This is a genomic window from Pseudomonas sp. BYT-1 (assembly GCF_023611805.1).
GTDB lineage: Bacteria > Pseudomonadota > Gammaproteobacteria > Pseudomonadales > Pseudomonadaceae > Aquipseudomonas > Aquipseudomonas guariconensis.
Genome location: NZ_CP072559.1, coordinates 5,120,919 through 5,144,190, shown reverse-complemented (window position 1 = coordinate 5,144,190; position 23,272 = coordinate 5,120,919). Strand labels below are relative to the sequence as shown.

The following is a 23,272-nucleotide window of genomic DNA, read 5'->3' as shown; positions in this document are numbered from 1 at the left end:
TCGCCTGCGAAGGGTTGCGAGTTTGACGGCGTATTCGCGTCTTTGGCATCAGGCAAAAAAAGCCCCGCCAGAGTGGCGGGGTTGAGGTACGAGCGTGGCAGCTCGAAACAGGCTTGCCTCACCCCTTGGAGGGTGAGGCAAGGGGCTGCGTTACAGCAGCATGGTGCGGATGTCCGCCAGCACGTCGCCCAGACGCTTGGTGAAGCGCGCGGCGGCGGCGCCGTTGATCACACGGTGATCGTAGGACAGCGACAGCGGCAGCATCAGCTTGGGCTGGAACGCCTTGCCATCCCAGACCGGCTGCATGGTGGCCTTGGAGACACCCAAGATCGCCACCTCAGGCGCGTTGACGATCGGCGTGAAGCCGGTGCCGCCAATGTGGCCGAGGCTGGAGATGGTGAAGCAGGCGCCCTGCATTTCGTCGGAAGACAGTTTCTTGGTGCGGGCCTTCTCGGCCAGCGCCGCGGCTTCGGCAGCCAGTTGCAGCAGGCTCTTCTGGTCGACGTTCTTGATCACAGGGACCAGCAGGCCGTCCGGAGTATCCACGGCGAAGCCGATGTGCACGTACTTCTTGCGGATGATCGCCTTGCCGCTGGGTGCCAGCGAGCTGTTGAAGTCCGGCAGTTCCTTGAGCAGGAAGGCGCAGGCCTTGAGCAGCAGCGGCAGGACGGTCAGCTTCACGCCAGCCTTCTCGGCCACGGCCTTCTGCGCAACGCGGAAGGCTTCCAGCTCAGTGATGTCGGCGGAGTCGAACTGGGTGACGTGCGGCACGTTCAGCCAGCTGCGGTGCAGGTTGGCGGCACCGACCTGCATCAGGCGGGTCAGGGCGACTTCTTCCACTTCACCGAACTTGCTGAAGTCCACAGCCGGGATCGGCGGGATGCCTGCACCACCGGTCGCGCCAGCGGCTGGAGCTTCCTTGGCTTTCTGCATCATGGCCTTGACGTAGACCTGCACGTCTTCTTTCAGGATACGGCCGTGCGGACCGGTCGCGGCGACCGCGCCCAGGTCGACGCCGAACTCACGGGCCAGCAGACGCACGGCAGGACCAGCATGGACCTTGGCGTTGCTGCCAGCAGCCGGCGCGGTGGCGACCGGAGCCGGTGCAGCAGCCGCAGCTGGCGCTGCAGCAGGCGCGGCGGCTGGCGCCGACTCGGCCTTGGCAGGGGCCGGTGCGGCAGCGGCTGGAGCGGCAGCCGGGGCGGCGCCCGCGACTTCCAGCTTCAGGATCAGGTCACCGGTGCCGACTTCGTCGTCCAGCTTGGCGATCACTTCCTTCACCACGCCAGCGGCGGGGGATGGGATCTCCATGGAGGCCTTGTCGGACTCCAGGGTGATCAGCGACTGGTCGGCTTCGACGGTGTCGCCGGCCTTGACCAGTACTTCGATGATCTTGGCCTTGCCCGACGAGCCGATATCCGGAACATGGATGTCCTGCACGCTGGCGGCAGCAGGCGCAGCAGCCGGGGCAGGGGGGGCGGCTGGCGCAGGTGCGGCAGCCGGTTGCTCTGCGGCAGCCGGGGCAGCAGCGGCCGGAGCCTCGGGCGCCGCAGCGGCACCCTCGACTTCCAGGACCATCAGCTCGTCGCCTTCTTTCAGGCGATCACCCAGCTTGACTTTCAGTTCCTTGATCACGCCGGCCTTGGGTGCTGGGATCTCCATGGAGGCCTTGTCGGACTCCAGGGTCAGCAGGCTCTGGTCAGCCTCGATACGGTCACCGACCTTGACGAACAGCTCGATGATTTCACCTTCACCGCTGCCGATGTCAGGTACGCGAATGAGTTCGCTCACTTAAAAATACTCCTCAGCAGTCCAGTGGGTTGCGCTTGTCCGGATCGATGCCGAACTTGACGATGGCGTCGGCCACCACCTTCGGTTCGATCTCGCCACGGTCAGCAAGGGCTTCCAGGGCAGCCAGCACGACGAAGTGACGGTCGACTTCGAAGAAGTGACGCAGCTTCTTGCGGCTGTCGCTGCGACCGAAGCCATCGGTACCCAGGACCTTGTACTCCTTGCTCGGGACCCACTGACGGATCTGTTCGGCGAAGAGCTTCATGTAGTCGGTGGACGCTACAACCGGGCCTTTGCGGCCGGCCAGGCACTGCTCGACGTAGGTCTGCTGTGGCTTCTGGCCAGGCTTGAGGCGGTTGGCGCGTTCCACGGCCAGGCCGTCACGGCGCAGTTCGTTGAAGCTGGTGACGCTCCAGACGTCGGCGCCGACGTTGTATTCCTCGCGCAGGATCTTGGCCGCTTCGCGGACTTCGCGCAGGATGGTGCCCGAACCCAGCAACTGCACGTGGTGCGCGGCCTCGCGGGTGTCTTCCTCGAGCAGGTACATGCCCTTGATGATGCCTTCCTCGGCGCCGGCCGGAATGGCAGGCTGGGTGTAGGCTTCGTTCATCACGGTGATGTAGTAGAAGACGTCCTGTTGCTCTTCGGTCATCTTCTTCATGCCGTCCTGGATGATCACCGCCAGCTCGTAGCCGTAGGTCGGATCATAGGTGCGGCAGTTCGGGATGGTGGCAGCCATCAGGTGGCTGTGACCGTCTTCGTGCTGCAGGCCTTCACCGTTGAGGGTAGTACGGCCGGCGGTACCGCCGATCAGGAAGCCACGGGTGCGGCTGTCGCCAGCGGCCCATGCCAGGTCACCGATACGCTGGAAGCCGAACATCGAATAGAAGATGTAGAACGGCAGCATCGGCTGGTTGTGGTTGCTGTACGAGGTACCGGCGGCGATGAACGACGACATGGCGCCGGCTTCGTTGATGCCTTCCTCGAGGATCTGGCCCTTCTTGTCCTCGCGGTAGAACATCACCTGGTCCTTGTCGACCGGCTCGTAGAGCTGGCCCACGGACGAGTAGATGCCAAGCTGGCGGAACATGCCTTCCATACCGAAGGTACGGGCTTCGTCCGGGATGATCGGAACGATGCGCTGACCGATCTCCTTGTCCTTGACCAGCTGCGCCAGGATACGCACGAAGGCCATGGTGGTGGAGATTTCGCGGTCGCCCGAACCGTCCAGGATCGCCTTCAGGGTTTCCAGCGGTGGAGTCGGGATGCTGAAGCTCTTTGCACGGCGCTGCGGTACGAAGCCACCCAGGGCTGCGCGGCGCTCGGCCAGGTACTTGGCTTCGGCGCTGCCTTCTTCCGGACGGAAGAACGGCAGGTTTTCCAAGTCGGCATCCTTGACTGGGATGTCGAAGCGGTCACGGAAGTGACGCAGGCTGTCGACGTCGACCTTCTTGGTGTTGTGCGCGGTGTTCTTGGCTTCGCCGGCACCGGTACCGTAACCCTTGATGGTCTTGGCCAGGATGACGGTCGGCTGACCTTGATGGTTGACCGCCTGGTGGTAGGCCGCATAGACCTTGTACGGGTCGTGGCCGCCACGGTTGAGCTTCCAGATCTCGTCGTCGGACAGGTCTTCGACCATGGCCTTGAGTTCTGGGGTGTTGAAGAAGTGCTCACGGACGTACGCACCGTCCTTGGCCTTGTAGTTCTGGTACTCGCCGTCGATGACTTCGTCCATGCGGCGCTGCAGGGCACCGTTGGTGTCCTTGGCGAACAGCGGATCCCAGAAGCGGCCCCAGACGACTTTGTTGACGTTCCAGCCTCCGCCACGGAACACGCCTTCGAGTTCCTGGATGATCTTGCCGTTGCCGCGGACCGGGCCGTCGAGGCGCTGCAGGTTGCAGTTGATGACGAAGATCAGGTTGTCCAGCTTCTCGCGGCCAGCCAGGGCGATCGCGCCCAGGGATTCTGGCTCGTCGCACTCGCCGTCGCCCATGAAGCACCAGACCTTCTGCTTACCGGCCGGGATGAAGCCACGGGCTTCCAGGTATTTCATGAAGCGTGCCTGGTAGATCGCCTGGATCGGACCCAGACCCATGGAAACGGTCGGGAACTGCCAGAAGTCAGGCATCAGCCATGGGTGCGGGTAGGAGGACAGGCCCTTGCCGTCCACTTCCTGACGGAAGTTGTTCATCTGGTCTTCAGTGATGCGACCTTCGAGGAAGGCGCGGGCATAGATGCCTGGGGAGGCGTGGCCCTGGAAGAAGATCAGGTCGCCACCGTGCTCCTCGGTAGGAGCCTGGAAGAAGTAGTTGAAGCCGATGTCGTACAGGGTGGCGCTGGAGGCGAAGCTCGAGATGTGGCCGCCCAGGTCCGAATCCCGCAGGTTGGTACGCATGACCATGGCCAGGGCGTTCCAACGTACCATCGAGCGGATGCGGCGTTCCATGAACAGGTCGCCAGGCATGCGTGCTTCGTGGGTAACGGGGATGGTGTTGCGGTATGGCGTGGTGATTGCGTACGGCAGCTGAGAGCCACTACGGGTGGCCAGCTCGCCCATACGGGTCATCAGGTAGTGAGCGCGGTCTTCGCCTTCTTTGTCGAGGACCGACTCCAAGGCATCCAGCCATTCCTGGGTTTCGACGGGATCGAGGTCTTGCATGGCTTGCTCCAGGGCGGAAAGGCCACCAGAATCGGGGGCCTGAGTTTGCGACTGGCCTTTTGGGCAGACGTCGTGAATTCTTGGATTAGCCGGACAGTCATCCGGCGCCGTGTAGTTTTACTACAAATGGTTTGGCATTTCATGCTTTTGAACAGCCGGGGTAGTAGTAAAACTACAGAAAAGCGGCATTTTGTCGCATGCCGGGTTGTGGGGAAAAACGTTCCCGTAGGTTTGGACTGGGCTTTGATTGGGTGAATCTTGATGTTTTTTACCAATGATTCGTTTATTTCAGCTATTTCCAACTTTTGTATGACAGTCCAACCGTCATTCGGCATCCCCTCGGCCGCCTCTACCCCTCCCACTCACGCCGATCAAGGATAGACCATGCGCCTGCCTTTGCCGCTCGATCTGCCCGCCGTCCTGCAACCGCTGGTCGTCCGTAACCAACAATCCCTGCGTGAGGCCATCGCGGGTATCGAGGGTCTGGACTTCGATGCCTGGAGCTCCGCCCAGCGCCATGCGTTCGATCAAGTGGCTGCAGTCAGCGACTTCGTTTTGGAAGTGGCCCTGCGCGAGCCGGCCATGCTCTTTACGCTGCAGGCTAGCGGTGAACTGGAGCGGCCTTTCGCCCCTGGCGAGCTGCGCGCGCGCATCGCCGCCGCTGCCGAAGCGGCGCAGAGCGAGGAGGAGCTTGCGCGCAACCTGCGTCGCGAGCGCAACCGCCAGCAGGTGCGCATCATTTGGCGCGACATCACCCGCCAGGCCGCGCTGGAAGAAACCTGCCGCGACCTTTCCGACCTGGCCGACGCCTCCATCGACCAGGCCTACCAATGGTTGTATCCGCGCCATTGCCAGCAGTTCGGTACGCCCATCGGCAACCGCAGCGGCCAGGCGCAGCACATGGTGGTGCTGGGCATGGGCAAGCTGGGCGCGGTGGAGCTGAACCTGTCTTCGGACATCGATCTGATCTTCGCCTTTCCCGAGGGCGGCGAGACCGAAGGGGTCAAGCGCTCGCTGGACAACCAGGAGTTCTTCACCCGTCTGGGCCAGCGTCTGATCAAGGCGCTGGATCCAGTGACCGTCGATGGTTTCGTGTTCCGTGTCGACATGCGCCTGCGCCCCTACGGCTCGGCCGGTGCCCTGACGTTGTCGTTCAATGCCCTGGAGCAGTACTACCAGGACCAAGGGCGTGATTGGGAACGCTACGCCATGATCAAGGCACGGGTTGTGGCCGGCGACCAGGTGGCCGGCGCCCAGCTGCAGAATATGCTGCGCCCGTTCGTCTACCGGCGTTACCTGGATTTCTCGGCCATCGAGGCGCTGCGCACCATGAAGCAGCTGATCCAGCAGGAAGTGCGGCGCAAGGGCATGTCGGAGAACATCAAGCTCGGCGCGGGCGGTATCCGCGAAGTGGAGTTCATCGCCCAGGCGTTCCAGTTGATCCACGGCGGGCGCGACCTGAGCCTGCAGCAGCGGCCACTGCTCAAGGTGCTGGCGACCCTCGAAGGCCAGGGCTACCTGCCGCCGGCGGTGGTGGCCGAGTTGCGTGAGGGCTATGAGTTCCTGCGTTATACCGAGCATGCGATCCAGGCCATCGCCGACCGCCAGACCCAGATGTTGCCGGAGGACGAAAAGGATCGCGAGCGCGTGGCGTTTATCCTGGGCTTTGCCGACTGGCAGAGCTTCCATGACCAGCTCATGCACTGGCGTGGCCGGATCGACTGGCATTTCCGCCAGGTGATCGCCGACCCCGACGACGAGGAAGGCGAGGGCGAGCTGGTCGTCGGTGGCGAATGGTCGCCGCTGTGGGAGCAGGCCCAGGATGAAGAGGCCGCCTGCCGTCAGTTGGAGGAAGCCGGCTTCAAGCAGCCCGCCGAGGCCTTGCGTCGCCTGGCGTTGCTGCGCTCCAGTCCGTCGCTGCGCTCCATGCAGCGTATCGGTCGCGAGCGCCTGGACGCCTTCATTCCGCGCCTGCTCGCCCAGGCTGTGGAGCACGATGACCCGGACCTGGTCCTGGAGCGCGTGTTGCCGCTGGTCGAGGCGGTGGCGCGACGTTCGGCCTACCTGGTGCTGCTGACCGAGAACCCAGGTGCTTTGCGCCGGTTGCTGACGCTGTGCGCGGCTAGCCCGTGGATCGCCGAACAGATTGCCCGCTACCCGTTGCTGCTCGACGAACTGCTCAATGAAGGCCGGCTGTTCAGCCCGCCCCTGGCGCCGGAGTTGGCCTGCGAGCTGCGCGAGCGCCTGACGCGCATTCCCGAGGACGATCTGGAGCAGCAAATGGAGGCTTTGCGTCACTTCAAGCTGGCCCACAGTCTGCGGGTAGCCGCCTCGGAGATCACCGGCAACCTGCCCCTGATGAAAGTCAGCGACTACCTGACCTGGCTGGCCGAGGCGATCCTCGATCAGGTGCTGGCCCTGGCCTGGCGCCAGACGGTGGCCCGTCACGGCCAGCCCAAGCGCAGCGATGGCAGCCTGTGCGATCCGGGTTTCATCATCGTCGGCTACGGCAAGGTCGGCGGCATCGAGCTGGGGCATGGCTCGGACCTGGACCTGGTGTTCATCCACGATGGCGATCCCCAGGGCGAAACCGACGGCGCCAAACCCATCGACGGCGCGCAATTCTTCACCCGGTTGGGGCAACGCATCATTCATATGCTGACTACCCAGACCAACTCCGGTCAGCTCTATGACGTGGACATGCGCCTGCGTCCTTCCGGCGCCTCGGGGCTGCTGGTCAGTTCCGTGGGTGCCTTCGAGCGCTACCAGCAGGGCGAGGCCTGGACCTGGGAGCACCAGGCTCTGGTGCGGGCGCGAGTGCTGGTGGGCTGCAAGCAGGTCGCGGCGGCGTTCGAGGACGTGCGCGCCCGGGTGCTGGGCAAGCCGCGCGAGTTGGACAAACTGCGCCAGGAAGTGAGCGAGATGCGCGCCAAGATGCGCGACAACCTTGGCACCAAGAGCACCGCCGCCGGCACTGCCGCCAATGCGTTCGAGGCCGGCATGCCCTTCGATATCAAGCAGGATGCCGGCGGTATCGTGGATATCGAATTTATGGTGCAATACGCCGCTTTGGCCTGGTCCCACGACCACCCGGCCCTGCTGCGCTGGACCGACAACATCCGCATTCTCGAGGAGCTGGAGCAGGCTGGGCTGATGCCGGCCGACGATGCGGTGCTGCTGCGCGAGGTATACAAGGCGTTCCGCTCGGCCTCGCACCGCCAGGCCCTGCAGAAGCAAGCCGGGGTCGTCGATGCCGGTCAGTTTGCCGATCAGCGTCGCCAGGTGCGGCGGATCTGGAGCGAGCTCGGGCTGACCTGAGGCCCTCCGCCAGCCCTGTAGGGGCGATCAGCGGTAGAAATGCCTGGGTGTTACACTGTCCGCCACATAGCCTGAATATAAAGAGGGGAGGCCAGGCCAACGCTGAGCCTCCCCGAGCGTTTCTGGACTAAGCATGAGAATACTGATCATTGGGCCCAGCTGGGTCGGCGACATGGTGATGGCGCAGACCTTGTTCCAGTGCCTGAAACAGCAGCACCCCGAATGCGTGATCGACGTGCTGGCGCCCGAGTGGAGCCGGCCGATCCTCGAGCGCATGCCCGAGGTGCGCCAAGCCCTGAGCTTCCCGCTCGGCCATGGCGCGCTGGAGCTGGCCACGCGCCGGCGCATCGGCAAATCCCTGGCGGGTCAGTATGACCAGGCGATCCTCCTGCCTAACTCGCTGAAATCGGCATTGGTACCGTTTTTCGCTGGCATCCCCAAACGCACCGGCTGGCGCGGCGAAATGCGCTTCGGCCTGCTCAACGATGTGCGCAAGCTGGACAAAACCCGCTATCCGCTGATGATCGAGCGCTTCATGGCCCTGGCCTATGCGCCAGGGGCCGAGCTGCCACAGCCCTATCCACGCCCAAGCCTGCGGATCGAAGCGCAGAGCCGTGACGCCGCGCTGGCCAAGTTCGGCCTGGCGCTTGATCGACCGGTGCTGGCGCTGTGCCCTGGCGCCGAGTTCGGCGAGGCCAAGCGCTGGCCGGCCGAGCACTATGCCGAGGTCGCTGACGCGATGATCCGTCAGGGCTGGCAGGTGTGGCTGTTCGGCTCGAAGAACGACCACCCAGTGGGTGAGGCGATCCGAGATCGGCTGATTCCAGGGTTGCGCGAGGAGTCCTACAACCTTGCAGGGGACACGTCCCTGGCCGAGGCCATCGACCTGTTGTCCTGCGCCGATGCCGTGGTGTCCAACGACTCCGGGCTGATGCACGTGGCCGCCGCCTTGAATCGCCCGCTGGTGGCCGTCTACGGCTCCACCTCGCCGGGCTTCACCCCGCCTTTGGCCGAACAGGTTGAGATCGTGCGCCTGGGCATCGAATGCAGTCCTTGCTTCGATCGCACCTGCCGCTTCGGTCACTACAACTGCCTGCGTCTGCTCGAGCCCGGCAAAGTGATTGCCGCGCTCACGCACCTGGGCGGACCGAACCTGATCGATGTCCTGGCCGAGGTCGACTAAGTGCGGGTCCTGATCATCAAGACATCTTCGCTGGGCGACGTGATCCACACGCTGCCCGCGGTCACCGACGCCGCGCACGCTCTTCCTGGTATCCGCTTCGACTGGGTGGTGGAGGAAGGTTTCGCCGAGATCCCCAGCTGGCACCCGGCGGTCGACCAGGTCATTCCGGTGGCCATCCGGCGCTGGCGCAAGAATCTCTGGCAGACGATCAAGAGCGGCGAATGGAAGGCGTTCAAGCAGCGTCTGCGCGCGCAAAAGTACGACTTGGTGATCGACGCCCAGGGGCTGGTCAAATCGGCCTGGCTGACGCGCTACGTGAAGGCGCCGGTGGCTGGGCTCGACCGCTACTCCGCGCGCGAAGGCTGGGCCAGCCGCTTCTATGACCGACGGTTGTCGGTCGCCGTCGGCCAGCATGCCGTGGAGCGGGTGCGTCAACTGTTCGCCCTGGCCCTGGCCTATGACCTGCCCGAAGGCATCGGCCGCTATGGCCTGGACCTGGATCGTCTGCAACTGCCGCCTGCCGCGCCATACGTGGTGTTCCTGCATGGCACCACCTGGGCCACCAAGCACTGGCCTGAGGCCTATTGGCGCGAACTGGCCGAGCGCCTTGGGCGGCGCAATCTGCAGGTTCGCCTGCCGTGGGGTAACCCGGCCGAGAAAGCCCGCGCCGAGCGTATCGCCCAGGGCTTGAAGAATTGCCAAGTCCTGCCCAAGTTGAACCTGGCAGGTGTCGCCCGCGTACTGGCGGCGGCCAAGGCCTGCGTGGCGGTGGATACCGGCTTGGGCCATCTGGCGGCGGCACTGGATGTGCCGACCATCTCCCTGTTCGGCCCAACCAACCCTGGCCTGACCGGCGCCTACGGGCGTGTGCAGGTCCATCAGGCCAGCGACTTCCCCTGCGCGCCCTGCCTGCAGAAGAAGTGCACCTACAAACCGAGCGCCGAGGACCTGCGCCGGTTCGATCTCAAACGCGAGTGGCCACTGTGCTTCACTCGCCTGAATCCCGAGCATGTGGCGAGCCGCTTGAGCGCGCTGCTGCTGGCTGAGGATGTTCGTTGATGCAACTGGCTTTCGTGCTTTACAAATATTTCCCCTTCGGCGGGCTGCAGCGCGATTTCATGCGCATTGCCTTGGAGTGCCAGAAGCGGGGCCACCAGATCCGTGTCTACACGTTGATCTGGGAAGGCGACATTCCGCCGGGCTTCGAGGTGCTGGTGGCGCCGGTCAAGGCACTGTTCAATCACCGCCGCAACGAGAAGCTCAGTGCCTGGATGGCCGCGGACTTGGCCAAGCGCCCAGTCGATCGCCTGATCGGTTTCAACAAGATGCCTGGGCTGGACGTCTACTACGCCGCCGACGGCTGCTTCGAGGACAAGGCCCAGACCCTGCGTGGCGGCCTGTACCGCCGCTGGGGCCGCTACCGGCATTTTGCCGAGTACGAGCGCGCCGTGTTCGCCAAGGACGCCCGCACCGAGGTGCTGATGATCTCCGAGGTGCAGCAGCCGCTGTTCATCAAGCACTACGGCACCCCGCTTGAGCGCTTCCACCTATTGCCGCCGGGGATTTCCCAGGACCGCCGCCGCCCGGCCGACGCCGAGGCGATCCGCGCGCAGTTTCGCAAGGAGTTCGGGCTGGGCGAGGACGATCTGCTGTTGGTGCAGATCGGCTCGGGCTTCAAGACCAAAGGCGTGGACCGCAGCCTCAAGGCGCTTGCAGCGTTACCCTCGGCGCTGCGCAAACGCACCCGGCTGATGGTCATCGGCCAGGACGATCCGAAGGTGTTCCAGTTGCAGAGCGCCACGCTGGGCCTGGGCGAGCAGGTGCAGTTCCTCAAGGGGCGCAGCGATATCCCGCGCTTCCTGCTCGGGGCCGATCTGCTGATCCACCCGGCCTATAACGAAAACACCGGCACCGTGCTGCTGGAGGCCCTGGTGGCCGGCTTGCCGGTGCTGGTTTCCCAAGTGTGCGGCTATGCCCATTACATTGCCGAGGCCGACAGCGGCCTGGTGCTGGACGAGCCGTTCGAGCAGGAGCAGCTCAACCGCTACCTGCAACGCATGCTCGAAGACGGCCAGGCGCGTGCCGCCTGGGCGCGCAACGGGCTGGCCTTCGCCGATACCGCGGACCTTTACAGCATGCCGCAGCACGCCGCCGACGTGATCCTCGGGCAGGAGCAGGCATGAAGCTGATACTGGCCGAGCCGTTCAAGCGCCTGTGGGCAGGGCGCGATCCCTTCGAGGCCGTGGAGGCCCTGCAGGGCGAGGTGTTCCGTGAACTGGAAGGCCGCCGCACGCTGCGTACCGAGGTCGAGGGCGAGGGGTACTTCGTCAAGATCCACCGCGGCATCGGCTGGGGCGAGATCTTCAAGAACCTGTTCAGCGCCAAGCTGCCTGTCCTCGGCGCCGGCCAGGAGTGGCGCGCCATCCAGCGTCTACACCAAGCCGGCGTGCCGACCATGACCGCCGTGGCCTACGGCGAGCGCGGCAGCAACCCGGCGAGTCAGCATTCGTTCATCGTCACCGAAGAGCTGGCACCGACCATCAGCCTGGAAGACTTCAGCATCGACTGGGTCAAGCAACCGCCCCAGGCACGTCTGAAATGGGCCCTGATCGCCGAGGTGGCGAAGATGACCGGCGGCATGCACCGTGCCGGGGTCAACCACCGCGACTGCTACATCTGCCACTTCCTGCTGCACACCGATCGACCGGTGACGCCGGAAGATTTCAAGCTGTCGGTAATCGACCTGCACCGGGCCCAGACCCGTGACAAGATCACCCGCCGCTGGCGCGACAAGGACCTGGCTGCCTTGTATTTCTCGGCCCTGGACATCGGCCTGACGCGCCGCGACAAGCTGCGCTTCTTGCGTGGATACTTCCAGCGCCCGTTGCGCCAGGTGTTGGCCGATGAGGCCGCCCTGCTCGCCTGGCTCGAGCGCAAGGCGCAGAAACTCTACGATCGCAAGCAACGCTATGGGGATGCGCTCTGATGGCGGGTTGGACACTGGCACCAGGCTACGAAGGCCTGGCGGCGGATTTCGGCAGTCTCGATGCGGTGTTCGCCCTTCAAGGTGAACGCCTCACCCGTGACCCGCTCAGCGAAGTGGTGCGCATCGAGCGGGATGGGGTCAACTATTACGTCAAACGCTACACCGGTGCCGGCAAGGCCCTGCGTCGCTACGTGGGGCGGCCGCGCATCAAGGCCGAGTGGCAGAACCTCAAGCAATTTGCCAAATGGGGGATCCCCACCGCCGAAGTGGTGGCCTGGGGCCTGGAACGCAACGGCCTGGGTTTTGGCCGCGGTGCGATGATCACCCGCGAACTGCCCAATACCGAGGATCTGTCCGCCCTGGCCGAACGCAAGGACCCGCGCCTGGCCGACCGCACCTGGGTCGACCATGTCAGCCGTCAACTGGCCAGGCATACCCGGGTCATGCACGATCACAACTTCGCCCACAACGATCTGAAGTGGCGCAACCTGCTGGTGGACGACAAGGCGACGCTGTTCTTCATTGACTGCCCGACCGGCGACTTCTGGCGCGGTTGCCGTGCCCTGATGTTGCGTCACCGCCTGATCAAGGACCTGGCGTGCCTGGACAAGGTCGCCAAATACCACCTGTCGGCAACCCAACGCCTGCGCTTTTACCTGCAGTACCGCGGTCACCAGCGCCTGGATTCCAGGGACAAGCGACGGATCCGTGAGGTGGTGAGCTTCTTCGAGGGAAGGGAATGACCGATTACCTGGCCAGTGCCGACGAGGCGTTGCTGCAACGTCACGGGCTAAATGACTTCGAGGCGCTGTGGGCGCTGCAGCTCGACGCCGTGGACGAGCCCAACACCGGCCGTGGCGGTTGGAGCAGCGTGTTTCGCCTGGAGCTCGAGGGCAAGGGCTTCTACCTCAAGCGCCAGAGCAACTACCTCACGCGGACCCTGCATCGGCCGTTTGGCGAGCCGACCTTCGCCCGTGAGTTCCGCAATATCAGCCGTTACCAAAAGCTCAGGATTCCCGCCTTGCAGGCGGTGTTCTATGGTGAACGCAAGGGCAACGGCCAGCACCGCGCCATTCTCATGACCCGAGCACTGGATGACTGGCGCGATCTGGATAGCCTGCTGGCCCAGTGGCCGCAACTGGCAGCCGGGCAGCGCGAGGGTATCCTCAAGGCTTGCGGCCAGCTGGCCCGCACCCTGCACGCGGCAGGCCAGGTGCACGGCTGTTTCTACCCCAAGCACATCTTCCTGCGTGAGCGTCGCGAAGGCTGGCAGGCCCAGTTGATCGACCTGGAGAAGACCCGCCCGCTGTTAATGGGCATGCGTGACCGGCTCAAGGACCTGGAACCCTTGCTGCGCCGTGCCCGCGTCTGGGGCGAGGCGGACGTACGCAGCCTGCTGGCGGCCTACCTCGAGCAGCCTGGCGACAGCAGCCTGGTCGATACTTGGTTGCAACGCTTGGTGCGTCGTCGCCGTGAAAAGGAGGCGCGTTGATGCGTTTGTCTGAACTCAAAAGCGCCGGGCGCAGCCCGTCGTTACCGCTGAGCGTGACGCTGGCCGATGCGGCCGGCAGCGCGGACCTGCAATTGCTCAGTCTGCTGCGCGTGCTGCCGGGGCAACGCTATGTCGGCGCCGGCATCTGGCGTGGCACGCCGGTGTTGGCCAAGCTGTTGGTCGGTGGCAATGCCGCCCGACACTTCCAGCGCGAACTCGAAGGTGTGAAGTTGCTTGCCGCACAAGGCCTGACGACACCCCAGTTGTTGGCAGATGGCCTGAAGGAAGGCGAAGGCGGCTGGTTGCTGTTCGAGTTACTCGAAGGCGCCCAGAGCTTGGGCGACGCTTGGGCAGCGGTGGAGAACCTGCCGGTGCTGGCCGACGAGCAGCAGCAGGTGCTGGGCGAAGCGCTCGCCGCTGTGGCGCACATGCACGCCAAGGGCCTGTGGCAAGAAGACCTGCACCTGGACAACCTGCTGCGTCATGGCGGTCAGCTGTACTTGATCGACGGGGGCGGCATCAAGGCCGAGACCCCGGGCCAGCAACTGTCGCGCCAGCGTGTGCTGGAAAACCTCGGCGTGTTCTTCGCCCAGTTGCCCAAGCGCCTGGAGCCTTTCATCGAAGAGCTGCTGGTCCATTACTTGTTGGCCAATGCCGAACATGCCCTGCCGTTGGAAGCCTTGCAGAAGCAGATCGACAAGGTGCGCAACTGGCGCTTGAAGGATTACCTGGAAAAGGCCGGGCGCGAGTGCACGCTGTTCAGCGTCGAGCGCAGCCTCTCGGGCCTGCGCGCGATTCGTCGCGCCGAAGTGCCGGCCATGCTGTCGGTGCTGCAGAACGCCGATGCGTTGATCGATGCGGGGCATCTGTACAAGACCGGCGGTGCAGCCAGCGTGGCGCGTATCGAGGTCGATGGCCGCACGTTGGTGCTCAAGCGCTACAACATCAAGAACACCGCTCACTGGTTCAAGCGCTTCTGGCGCCCCAGCCGCGCCTGGCACTCCTGGATCGAAGGGCACCGTCTCGAGTTTCTCGACATCGCCACGCCGCGGCCGCTGGCGGTGCTGGAGCAGCGGGTCATGGGCCTGCGCAGCCGAGCCTTTTTGGTCACCGAGTATGCCGATGGGCCGGATCTGATCGAGTGTTTCCAGCCGTACGTCGAGAGCGGCGAGGCGCCTGAGGAACAGGTGCAGGCGTTGGTGCACCTGATGCAGCAGCTGATTCGCGAGCGCATCAGCCATGGCGATTTCAAAGGACACAATCTGTTCTGGCAGGACGGCCAGTGGTCGCTGATCGACCTGGATGCCATGTGCCAGCACGCCACCCAGCTCAGCTTCGCACCAGCCTATGCCCGTGACCGGGCGCGGATGTTGCGCAACTGGCCAAGCGGCAGCGCGTTGCACCAGCGGCTGGATGCGCTGTTGCCGCGCATCGATCAGTAGCCCGGACACCGCGCGGCCGACAGGCACGACAGGGCTCTGGGTGGCGACTCAGGCCCTGTCGGGGGACGACGGTGCCCAATTCCACGGTATTCAGGCGCGGCCGCTCAGCCCTCGCAGCCCCAGCACCGCGGGCACGCCCAATCCCACCCAGGACAACACGTCCCACCCGCCATCTCCCAATAACGCGGCAAACAGCCCTGCCGCGCCCAGAACGGCGATGAGCGCCGGCCAGGCGAAGATTCGCCGGGTCGATTGCGACCTGTGGCTCATGCCGTCACCTCCCGACCCTTGCGCTGCTTGGCCCACCACAGGTAAAGGCCGCTGCCCAGCACGACAATTGTCAGCACGTCGAGCACCGCCCAGAGGATCTGCATGGGACGCCCGCCGTAGTCGCCGAAATGCAGTGGCTGCGACAGCCCCATGGCATCCATGTACCAAGGCCGATCACCGATGGCAGTGACTGATAGTGTGCGAGCGTCGATCAGCACCGGGGTCCACGTGTGGGAGGTCAGGTGGGTGGCGCCTTTCATGAACACCGCGTAGTGGTGCTCACTGGAAAAGCGCGTGCCGGGGAAGGCGATGAAGTCCGCCCGCATGCCAGGCGTCGCCTCGGCAGCGATGTCCAGCAGACGGCTGGCCGGTGCGCGCTCGGTGAGCGGTGGTGCGTCCCGGTAAGGGGCGACCATCGCTGCCAGGCTGTCGTTGCGCCAGGCGGCGATGACCACATCGGAGAGGGCGCTGATCACCCCGGTGACACCGACCACCAAGGCCCAGGTCAGGGTGACGATGCCGATCAGGTTGTGCAGGTCGAGCCAGCGAAGGCGGTGCGAGCGATCATGGCGCACCGTGGCGAACCCCAGGCGGCGCATGAAGGGGGCGTAGAGCACGGTGCCGGAGATGATCGCCACCACGAACAACACCCCCATGAACGCCAGCAGCAGCTTGCCGGGCAGGCCGGCGAACATGTCTACATGCAGGCGTAGCAGGGTCATCATCAGCCCGCCGTTGGCCGCAGGCATCGCCACCGCTTCACCCGTGCGGGCGTCGAGCATGAAGGTGTGCGAGGCATCGGGTTCGGTGCCAGCGGTGGCAGCCGTTATGGCAACCACGCCGTCAGGTTCGTCCTTGTCGTAGCCGAAGTACTGCACCACCTCGCCAGGACGATGGGCCTGGGCCTTGAGCACCAGGTGCTGCAGGTCCAGGTGCGGCGTGCCCTCGGGCATCTGGCGCAGTTCGGGGGCATCGCCGAGCAGGTGCTCGAGTTCGTGGTGGAAGATCAGTGGCAGGCCGGTGAGGGCCAGCAGCATCAGGAACAGGGTGCAGACCAGGCTGGTCCAGGTGTGGATGAAGGACCAGCGGCGGATGGTTGAGCTTTTCATTTCATGTTGCTTCTCTGCGTCCGGAAAGACCAAAAGCCGTCTTCCGGGGACGGCTTGATCGATGAGCGAATGACGTCAGGCCATCACCATTTGTAGGTGGCACTGGCGACGACGCTGCGTTGGTCTCCGAAATAGCAGTAGTACGCATCGCAGGTGGAGATGTAGTCCTTGTCCAACAGGTTGGTGGCGTTGATGGCCACCGATGCGCCCTTCAGGCTGTTGTCGAGACGTCCCAGGTCGTAGTGCACGGCGGCATCGAACACGGTGTAGGCGTCGGCCTTGCCCAGGTAGGTGTTGGCCTGGTCGCCATAGGTATTGCCGGTGTAGCGCGCACCGGCACCGATACCGAAGCCATCGAGCACGCCGGTGTGCCAGGTGTAGTCGGCCCACAGCGAGGCTTGCTGGTTCGGCATCCGCTGCAGGCGATTGCCTTTGTAGAGGCCGTCCTGCACTTCGGATTTGGCCAGGGTATAGGCGGCGATCACCTTCAGGTTCTCGTTGACGTCGGAGACGGCCTCGAGCTCCAGACCACGGACTTTCACTTCGCCGGTCTGGCTGGTGACGGTCACGTTTGCGACAGTGTCGGTGACCGAGACGTTCTTCTGGGTCAGGTCATAGATCGCGGCGGAGAGCAGGGTGTTGGAACCAGGAGGTTGGTACTTGATGCCAAGTTCCCACTGCTGGCCTTCGGTCGGCTTGAACGACTCCGTGGCTTTAGGGCTTGGATCACTGGTCGGCTGGAAGGATTCGGCGTAGGACAGGTAGGGAACAAAGCCTGAGTCGAACACGTAGCTGATGGCGGCGTTGCCACTGAATTTCTTGTCGCGCTGGGTAGTGGTCGCGTCATTGTCGTTGAAGTACTTAGTGCCGGTGTGCACCCAGTCCTCACGCCCGCCAATGGTCAAGCGCCAGTTGTCCAGGGCCATCTGGTCCTGGACATACAGGCCCGTCTGGCGGGTTTTCTGGTTGTAGTCGTAATAGGCGTCGGCGCGGGGCGGGCGGGTGATCGGCAGCCCATACACCGGGTTGTTGACGTTGGTGTCGGGCACGTTGAAGCCGTAGATCGCCAGGTAGTTGGTGTTGGTGCGCTGGTGATCCAGGCCGATCAACAGGGTATGGCTGATGTCGCCGGTGTCGAAGTTGCCCTGGAAGTTGTTGTCGACGGCGAACTGGCTGATGTCCTCATCGACATTGGTGGACATGCGGCTGGTGTTGCCTTGGTTGTCCACCGGCGGGTTGGTGGGGTTGTAGCTGCTGACCGTAATCGTTTGGAAAGCCAGGTCCGACTTGGTGTAGCGCAGGTTCTGTCGGAACTGCCAGACATCGTTGAAGCGGTGCTCGAAGGCATAGCCCAATGCGTAATAGGTGCGGTCGTAGAACTCGTAGTTTGGGTCGCCTAGGTTCTTGTGATGCGAGATCTTGCCGAACGGCATGTCGATCTTGGTGCCCTGGATCGGGCGGAACTGGCTCGTGACGCCGGTATCGTCGCGGGTGAACTGAGACAGAAAGGTCAGCGAAGTGTCTTCGTCGATGTTCCAGGTCAGGCTAGGGGCAATGTTGTAGCGCTTGTCGTCGATGTGGTCGATCTGGGTGCCGCCGTCGCGCAGCACCCCGCTCAGGCTGTACAGGAACTGACCCTGGTCATCGATCTTGCCGGTGCTGGCGAAGTTGATCTGTCGGTGGTTATCGCTGCCGTACTGCAGTTCGATTTCATGGGCGCTTTCGGCCTGCGGGCGGCGGCTGACCATGTCCAAGAGGCCGCCGGGTGGAGTCTGCCCGTAGATCGAAGAGGACGGGCCGCGTAGCAGCGCCAGACGGTCCAGGTTCCAGGTCTCGGCTTTGGGGTTGGCGTAGACGCCACGAGGCAGTGGCAGTCCGTCGAGGAACTGGGTCGGCTCGAAGCCGCGCACGAGCATCCAGTCGTACCGTGTATCACTGCCGAAACTCGCCGAAACGATCCCTGGCATGTAGCGCACGGCATCGTCGAGGCTGTGCACGCCCCGGTCATTCATCTGCTGACGGGTCGCGACGGAGATGGAACGGGGGACTTCGACAAGTGCCGTATCGGTCTTGGTGCCTGCGGCGGTGCGGGTGGCGGTATAGCCTTCTACTGGGCCCCAGGCCGTCTCCAAGTCGCCGCTGGCATGGATGGCGGTTTCCGGAAGTGCCAGGGTGCCGTCGGGGGTGGCCACCAGGCTGTAGCTGCCAACGCTGCTTTGCTGCAGTTGCAAGCCTGTGCCGCGCAGCGCTGCATGCAGGGCGCCCAAGGCGTCGTACTGGCCGCTGACCCGGGCCGAGGTGCGGCCATCGACCAGCGCCGGATCCAACGCCAGAGCGATACCGGCCTGGCTGGCGATCTGGTTCAGGGTGCTGGCCAGCGGTGCGCTGGGCAGATCGTAGGTACGCAGAGCCGTCTGTTCGGCGGCCTGCACGGCAGGGCTGCCCAGCGGGATGGCCAGAGCAACGGCCAGGGCCATCAGGCTAGGGCGCAGGAAAGAATCTACGGCACGGGACATGCAGCGGCTCCTCGACGAATAAGTGCTGATTGCTTCCTTGCCGAGCGAGATGTGAAAAGTGACAGAGGGTGATGGAAAAAATGCGCAAGGGGACTGGGGCTGTTTCGCAGCCCCTCGTAGGCTTGGCCAGTTCCCAAGCAGGGAGACTGAGTGTCGTGAGTCTATTTGGCGGTGACGGTCACCCACCATGGCGTATGCAGCTCGATCTTCACCGGTAACGCCGGGGTGAGCGATGCCAGGGCCAGGTCGGTGTCGGTCAGCGGGAAGCTGCCGCTCACACGCAGATCGGCCACTTCGGCGGCAACCCCCAGGTGGCCGTTGCGGTAGTGGGCGAGCGTGGCGACCAGATCGGCCAGGCGTACGTTGTCCACGACCAGCATGCCGCGGGTCCAGGCATCGGCACCGACCGCGACGGGGTCGACCTGGCCAAGACCGTCGGCGGTCATCAGTACCTGCTGGCCTTCGCGCAGGACCTGCTCATCGCTGCTGTTCAGTGGCCTGGCCGCTACCTGGGACTTGAGCACCTCCAGGCGGGTGCCGTCGCCTTCGCGCTTGACCAGAAATCGCGTTCCCAGCGGTCGCAGGCGGCCATCATCGGTACGCACCAGCAACGGACGGGCATCCCTATGGCCGGTTTCGACGGAAATCTCGCCTTGGTGCAGGACGATGACCCGCTGCGTGCCGGTAAAGTCGATGTCTACCGCAGTGCTGGTATTGAGGCTCAGCACGGTGCCGTCTTCGAGGCGCAGGGTGCGCAGCTCGCCGGTGCCGGTGCGCTGGTCGGCCAGCCAGTAGCCCGGCGACAACGAAGGTGCACCAACACCGATCAGCAGTGCGCCTACCAGCAGCAAACCAGCCAGGCCGCCACCGAACCTGCCCAGCCGCTGGCGCAAACTTGCTCGCGATTGCACCAGGGCTTTGCGTGCCGGGCCTGCCGCGGCACTGACGCGCTGATCGAGCATGCCCAGTTGCTGCCAGGCACGGGCATGTTCCTCACTGGCGGCATGCCAGCGCATGAACTCGATGCGTTCATCTGCGGTGCCGTCGCCGCCATCGAGGCTCAGTTTCCAGGCAATGGCGGCGTCCAGCACTTTGGCCGATACGGGCTTGGTGTTCACGTCGGCTCTCCATAGAGCGCCACGTAGCACTGGCGCATGCCTTGGGCGATGTACTGGCGCACCCGTGAGACCGACACGCCCAAGCGCTCGGCGATTTCGGCATGGCCCATGCCATCGAGGCGATTGTGCAGGAAGGCCGCCCGCGCCTTGCTCGACAGCTTGCCCAGGAGCCGGTCGATGGCCTTGAGGTCTTCGAGGATCAGGTGCTGGATTTCTGGGGAAGGCTGCTCGGCCTCGGGCCGGCTGGCCAGCTCGGTCAGGTAGGCCTGCTCCAGAGCCGCACGGCGGAAGTGGTCGAACAGCAGGCCCTTGGCCACGGCGACCAGAAAGGCACGGGGCTCGCGCGGAACGTCGAGCTGCTCCCGACCGAGCAGGCGCACGAAGGTGTCCTGGCTCAGGTCTTCGGCACGCTGGCGGCAGGCTGTGCTGCGTTGCAGCCAGGCCAGCAGCCAGGTGCGATGGTCGCGGTACAGCGTACCGACCAGCTGGGCATGTGGGCTCTGCGCAGACGACAAGAAGCGTCCCCCGAAAAGAATGCGTTAACTAACGATAATTATTCGCGATTGTGGCAGAGCGGAGGTGCCCGGTGCAATTGACGCTGATCGGATTGTGAAGGCGGGTTTGCCTCCACACAGGAGGTCAGGCTCCCCTGGGGCCTGCGAGCCAAGGGAGCGGGTCCATCCGCGCACGAGCAGACGCGAGCGATGTAGGGGCTACAAGCTGTATTGCTGGGTCTTACGCCGGCGCCACTGCTGCAGGCGCAGGTTCAACTGCAGGGGGCTGTCGAGCTGCTGGCGGCGGGCCTGGCTGAGCAGGATGAGGGCCAGTTCGGCTGTGACCAGGGCATCGGCGCTGGCGTGATGGCGTTCTTCTGCCTGCAGGCCGAAGCGGGCGATCCAATCGTCCAGGCTGGCTTCGCGCAGCACGGTATCGGGGTTGAGCATCGGGGCCATGTCGGCCACATCGAAGAAGTGATGCTGCAGACGATAGCCGAGGCTGTCCTTCAGGGCGCGAGCCAGCATGCGCTGATCGAAGGGGGCGTGAAACGCCAGCACGGGACTGTCGCCAATGAATTCCAGCAAGTCGAGCAGTGCAGTGGCCGGGTCGCAGCCAGCGGCCAGGGCGCTGGGGCCCAGGCCATGAATCAGGACGCTGGGGTTGGTCTTCTGCGCCGGGCGGTGCAGGGTGCGCTCGAACTGTTGGCGGAAATCGATGGCGCCATCCTCGATGGCGACCGCGCCGATCGACAGCACCTGGTCACGGTTGACGTTCAGCCCGCTGGTCTCCAGGTCCAGCACCACCCAGCGCTGCTCGCGCAACGACAGCACGCCCAGTGTCGGCGCGGTCTTGGGTAGACGCGCAATGCGCTGGCACAAGTCGGCGTCCAGCGACGGCTGGGTCGGTCGCAGCCAGGCGAACAAGCTCATAACTGATACCGCAGGGCCAGGCTGCTTTGCAGGCGCTGAGCCTGGCGCAGGGACTCACGCAGGATGCGTCGGTCCAAGTGGTTAAGGCTGTCCGGGTCGAGCCGGTTGGAGTAGGGCAGGTTGTCACGGCTTTGGCGCTGGTGCTGCTGCATGCGGGTCTGCTGGATGAAGTGGTAGGCCTCCTCGTAGGCGGCGCCATCCAGTGGCTCGATGATGCCCCGGGCTACCAGGTGGCGCAGACGTTCCAGGGTATTGCAGGCCTTGATGCCATTGGCCAGCGCCAGCAGGCGTGCGCCATCGACGAAGGGGGTCAGTCCCTGGACCTTGAGGTCGAGGGTCGCGGCCTTGTCGTTGCCCTGACGGGTCAGCACGAACTCGCGCAGGCGGCCTACCGGCGGGCGTTGGCGCAGGGCGTTGTCGGCCATCATGCGCTGGAAGATACGGTTGTCAGCGACCTGCTCGAGAATACCGCGGCGCAGTTGTTCGCAGCCCTGTTCGTCGCCCCAGACCACCCGCAGGTCGAAATAGATGCTCGAACCCAGCAGGTTTTCGGGGCTGGCCTCACGGATGAAACCGGCGAAGCGGCGCGCCCATTCGCTGCGCGACAGGCACAACTCGGGATTGCCGGCCATGACATTGCCTTTGCACAGGGTGAAGCCGCACTGGGCCAGGCACTGATTGATGTACTGGGCAAGTGGCAGCAGTCGGGCGCGAATCGCCTCGGCCTCGGCGGCGTCATTGGCTTCGAAGAGAATGCCGTTGTCCTGGTCGGTGTGCAGGGTCTGCTCGCGGCGGCCTTCGCTGCCAAAGCACAGCCAGCTGAACGGCACGCCCGGATCGCCGCGCTCGGCCAGGGCCAGCTCGATTACCCGGCACACGGTATGGTCGTTGAGCAGGGTAATGATCTGGGTGATCTGCGTCGAAGAGGCGCCGTGGGCAAGCATGCGTTCGACCAGTTGGCCGATCTCGCCGCGCAGCGATACCAGGTTCTCCAGGCGTGGGGCGTGGCGAATGGTGCGGGCCAGGTGCACCAGGTCGACCCGTTGCAAGGAGAACAGGTCCCGCTCGGACACTACGCCGCACAAGCGTTGGTTATCCACCAGGCAGACGTGGGCGATATGCCGTTCGGTCATGGCCATGGCGGCGTCGAAGGCGCTGGCCTGGGGGCTGAGGTAGAACGGCTGGGCGGTCATGTAGCGCTCGATCGGCGCGGTCAGTTCGGCGCTGGCGTCGGCCACTACCTGGCGCAGGTCGCGCAGGGTGAAGATGCCAAGGGGGAAGCGCTGTGGATCGACGATGACGATGCTGCCGACCTGCTGTTCGTGCATCAGCCCCACGGCTTCGCGCAAAGGGGTGTCCGGTGTGCACACCACCGGGTGACGCATGGCCAGCTCGCCTAGCGGCGTATTGAGGGAATACTGGGTCCCCAGGGTTTCCACGGCGCGCTGGCGTACTTGCTGGTTGACCTGGTCGAGCAGGCTGCTGACGCCACGCAAGGCGAAATCGCGAAATGGCTCGGACAACGAGAACACGCGGATGAACGCGCTCTTGTCCAGTTGCAGGCAGAAGGTGTCCTCACCGGCCAGGTGCTCGGTGCGCGTGGCCCGCTCGCCCAGCAGCGCTGCCAGGGGAAAGCACTCGCCACTGGCGATCTCGAAGGTGGTTTCCATGCCCGGCTTGGTGACGTGCTGGCGCTCGCCGACCACTCGGCCTTGCTTGACGATGTAGAAGTGTTCGACCGGGCCGTCGGCCGGTTTGATGATGCTCTCGCCGCTGGCGTAGAAGCGCAGCTGGCATTGCTCCACCAGGTAGGCCAGGTGGCTGGGCTCCATCTGATTGAACGGCGGGAAGCGCTGCAGGAACTGCAGGGTACCCTGGATGTTCTGCAGCACTGCCGTTCTGCCGGCCTGGCTGTAGGCGTCCTTCTTGCTCATGGAACTGACCGCATTTAGGGGGCACTA

The 23,272-nt window shown here is 64.4% G+C and carries 17 protein-coding genes; 8 read left to right on the top strand and 9 right to left on the bottom strand.

Features of this window, described 5'->3' with window-relative positions; translation table 11 throughout:
* Positions 1 to 150 precede the first annotated feature (150 nt).
* Together aceF and aceE are read right to left on the bottom strand one after the other, a co-directional pair.
* The gene (gene aceF, locus J5X93_RS24120; RefSeq protein ID WP_182941940.1) at positions 151 to 1,791 is read right to left on the bottom strand and encodes a dihydrolipoyllysine-residue acetyltransferase; all 1,641 of its coding nucleotides are present in this window, start codon (positions 1,789 to 1,791) and stop codon (positions 151 to 153) included.
* Between the two features lie 13 nt (positions 1,792 to 1,804).
* A complete protein-coding gene (gene aceE, locus J5X93_RS24115) occupies positions 1,805 to 4,450 on the bottom strand; it encodes a pyruvate dehydrogenase (acetyl-transferring), homodimeric type (protein ID WP_043212611.1) in 2,646 nt (881 codons plus the stop codon).
* A gap of 384 nt (positions 4,451 to 4,834) precedes the next feature.
* Between aceE and glnE the strand changes: the two genes are divergently transcribed.
* The 8 genes from glnE to J5X93_RS24075 all read left to right on the top strand — a co-directional run bounded on the left by glnE (position 4,835) and on the right by J5X93_RS24075 (position 14,871).
* Complete coding sequence (glnE, locus tag J5X93_RS24110; protein ID WP_197852584.1) at positions 4,835 to 7,768, top strand: bifunctional [glutamate--ammonia ligase]-adenylyl-L-tyrosine phosphorylase/[glutamate--ammonia-ligase] adenylyltransferase; 2,934 nt, start codon at positions 4,835 to 4,837, stop codon at positions 7,766 to 7,768.
* Positions 7,769 to 7,901: 133 nt separating this feature from the next.
* Entirely contained in the window at positions 7,902 to 8,951 is a 1,050-nt protein-coding gene (gene waaF, locus J5X93_RS24105; RefSeq protein WP_043212615.1) for a lipopolysaccharide heptosyltransferase II, read from the top strand.
* Positions 8,952 to 10,010, top strand: a complete 1,059-nt coding sequence (gene waaC / locus J5X93_RS24100; protein ID WP_250034145.1) for a lipopolysaccharide heptosyltransferase I — start codon at positions 8,952 to 8,954, stop codon at positions 10,008 to 10,010.
* Entirely contained in the window at positions 10,010 to 11,134 is a 1,125-nt protein-coding gene (locus J5X93_RS24095; protein WP_043212619.1) for a glycosyltransferase family 4 protein, read from the top strand. Before waaC ends, J5X93_RS24095 begins: the two co-directional genes overlap by 1 nt.
* Positions 11,131 to 11,937: a lipopolysaccharide core heptose(I) kinase RfaP gene (rfaP, locus tag J5X93_RS24090; protein ID WP_043212621.1), complete on the top strand. Its 807-nt coding sequence runs from the start codon at positions 11,131 to 11,133 to the stop codon at positions 11,935 to 11,937. The genes J5X93_RS24095 and rfaP overlap by 4 nt, the downstream gene beginning before the upstream one ends.
* The gene (locus J5X93_RS24085; protein ID WP_043212623.1) at positions 11,937 to 12,680 is read left to right on the top strand and encodes a lipopolysaccharide kinase InaA family protein; all 744 of its coding nucleotides are present in this window, start codon (positions 11,937 to 11,939) and stop codon (positions 12,678 to 12,680) included. Before rfaP ends, J5X93_RS24085 begins: the two co-directional genes overlap by 1 nt.
* Entirely contained in the window at positions 12,677 to 13,429 is a 753-nt protein-coding gene (locus J5X93_RS24080; RefSeq protein ID WP_070571974.1) for a lipopolysaccharide kinase InaA family protein, read from the top strand. Before J5X93_RS24085 ends, J5X93_RS24080 begins: the two co-directional genes overlap by 4 nt.
* Positions 13,429 to 14,871, top strand: coding sequence for a lipopolysaccharide kinase InaA family protein (locus J5X93_RS24075; RefSeq protein ID WP_043212627.1), 1,443 nt, complete (start codon positions 13,429 to 13,431; stop codon positions 14,869 to 14,871). Before J5X93_RS24080 ends, J5X93_RS24075 begins: the two co-directional genes overlap by 1 nt.
* 90 nt (positions 14,872 to 14,961) lie before the next feature.
* Here J5X93_RS24075 and J5X93_RS24070 read toward each other — a convergent pair whose 3' ends face one another.
* The 7 genes from J5X93_RS24070 to J5X93_RS24040 all read right to left on the bottom strand — a co-directional run bounded on the left by J5X93_RS24070 (position 14,962) and on the right by J5X93_RS24040 (position 23,245).
* Positions 14,962 to 15,141, bottom strand: coding sequence for a hypothetical protein (locus J5X93_RS24070; protein ID WP_090346288.1), 180 nt, complete (start codon positions 15,139 to 15,141; stop codon positions 14,962 to 14,964).
* Positions 15,138 to 16,250: a PepSY-associated TM helix domain-containing protein gene (locus J5X93_RS24065; protein WP_250034141.1), complete on the bottom strand. Its 1,113-nt coding sequence runs from the start codon at positions 16,248 to 16,250 to the stop codon at positions 15,138 to 15,140. Before J5X93_RS24065 ends, J5X93_RS24070 begins: the two co-directional genes overlap by 4 nt.
* 83 nt (positions 16,251 to 16,333) lie before the next feature.
* A complete protein-coding gene (locus tag J5X93_RS24060; RefSeq protein WP_182941932.1) occupies positions 16,334 to 18,766 on the bottom strand; it encodes a TonB-dependent siderophore receptor in 2,433 nt (810 codons plus the stop codon).
* A 161-nt stretch (positions 18,767 to 18,927) separates the two neighbouring features.
* Positions 18,928 to 19,884, bottom strand: coding sequence for a FecR domain-containing protein (locus tag J5X93_RS24055; protein ID WP_043212635.1), 957 nt, complete (start codon positions 19,882 to 19,884; stop codon positions 18,928 to 18,930).
* A complete protein-coding gene (locus J5X93_RS24050) occupies positions 19,881 to 20,399 on the bottom strand; it encodes an RNA polymerase sigma factor (protein WP_043212637.1) in 519 nt (172 codons plus the stop codon). The genes J5X93_RS24055 and J5X93_RS24050 overlap by 4 nt, the downstream gene beginning before the upstream one ends.
* Positions 20,400 to 20,597: 198 nt before the next feature.
* Positions 20,598 to 21,311 carry a 3'-5' exonuclease gene (locus J5X93_RS24045; protein WP_043212639.1) on the bottom strand — a complete coding sequence of 238 codons (714 nt, stop codon included), beginning with the start codon at positions 21,309 to 21,311 and terminating at the stop codon, positions 20,598 to 20,600.
* Positions 21,308 to 23,245, bottom strand: coding sequence for a DUF294 nucleotidyltransferase-like domain-containing protein (locus tag J5X93_RS24040; RefSeq protein WP_043212641.1), 1,938 nt, complete (start codon positions 23,243 to 23,245; stop codon positions 21,308 to 21,310). Before J5X93_RS24040 ends, J5X93_RS24045 begins: the two co-directional genes overlap by 4 nt.
* Positions 23,246 to 23,272: the final 27 nt, after the last annotated feature.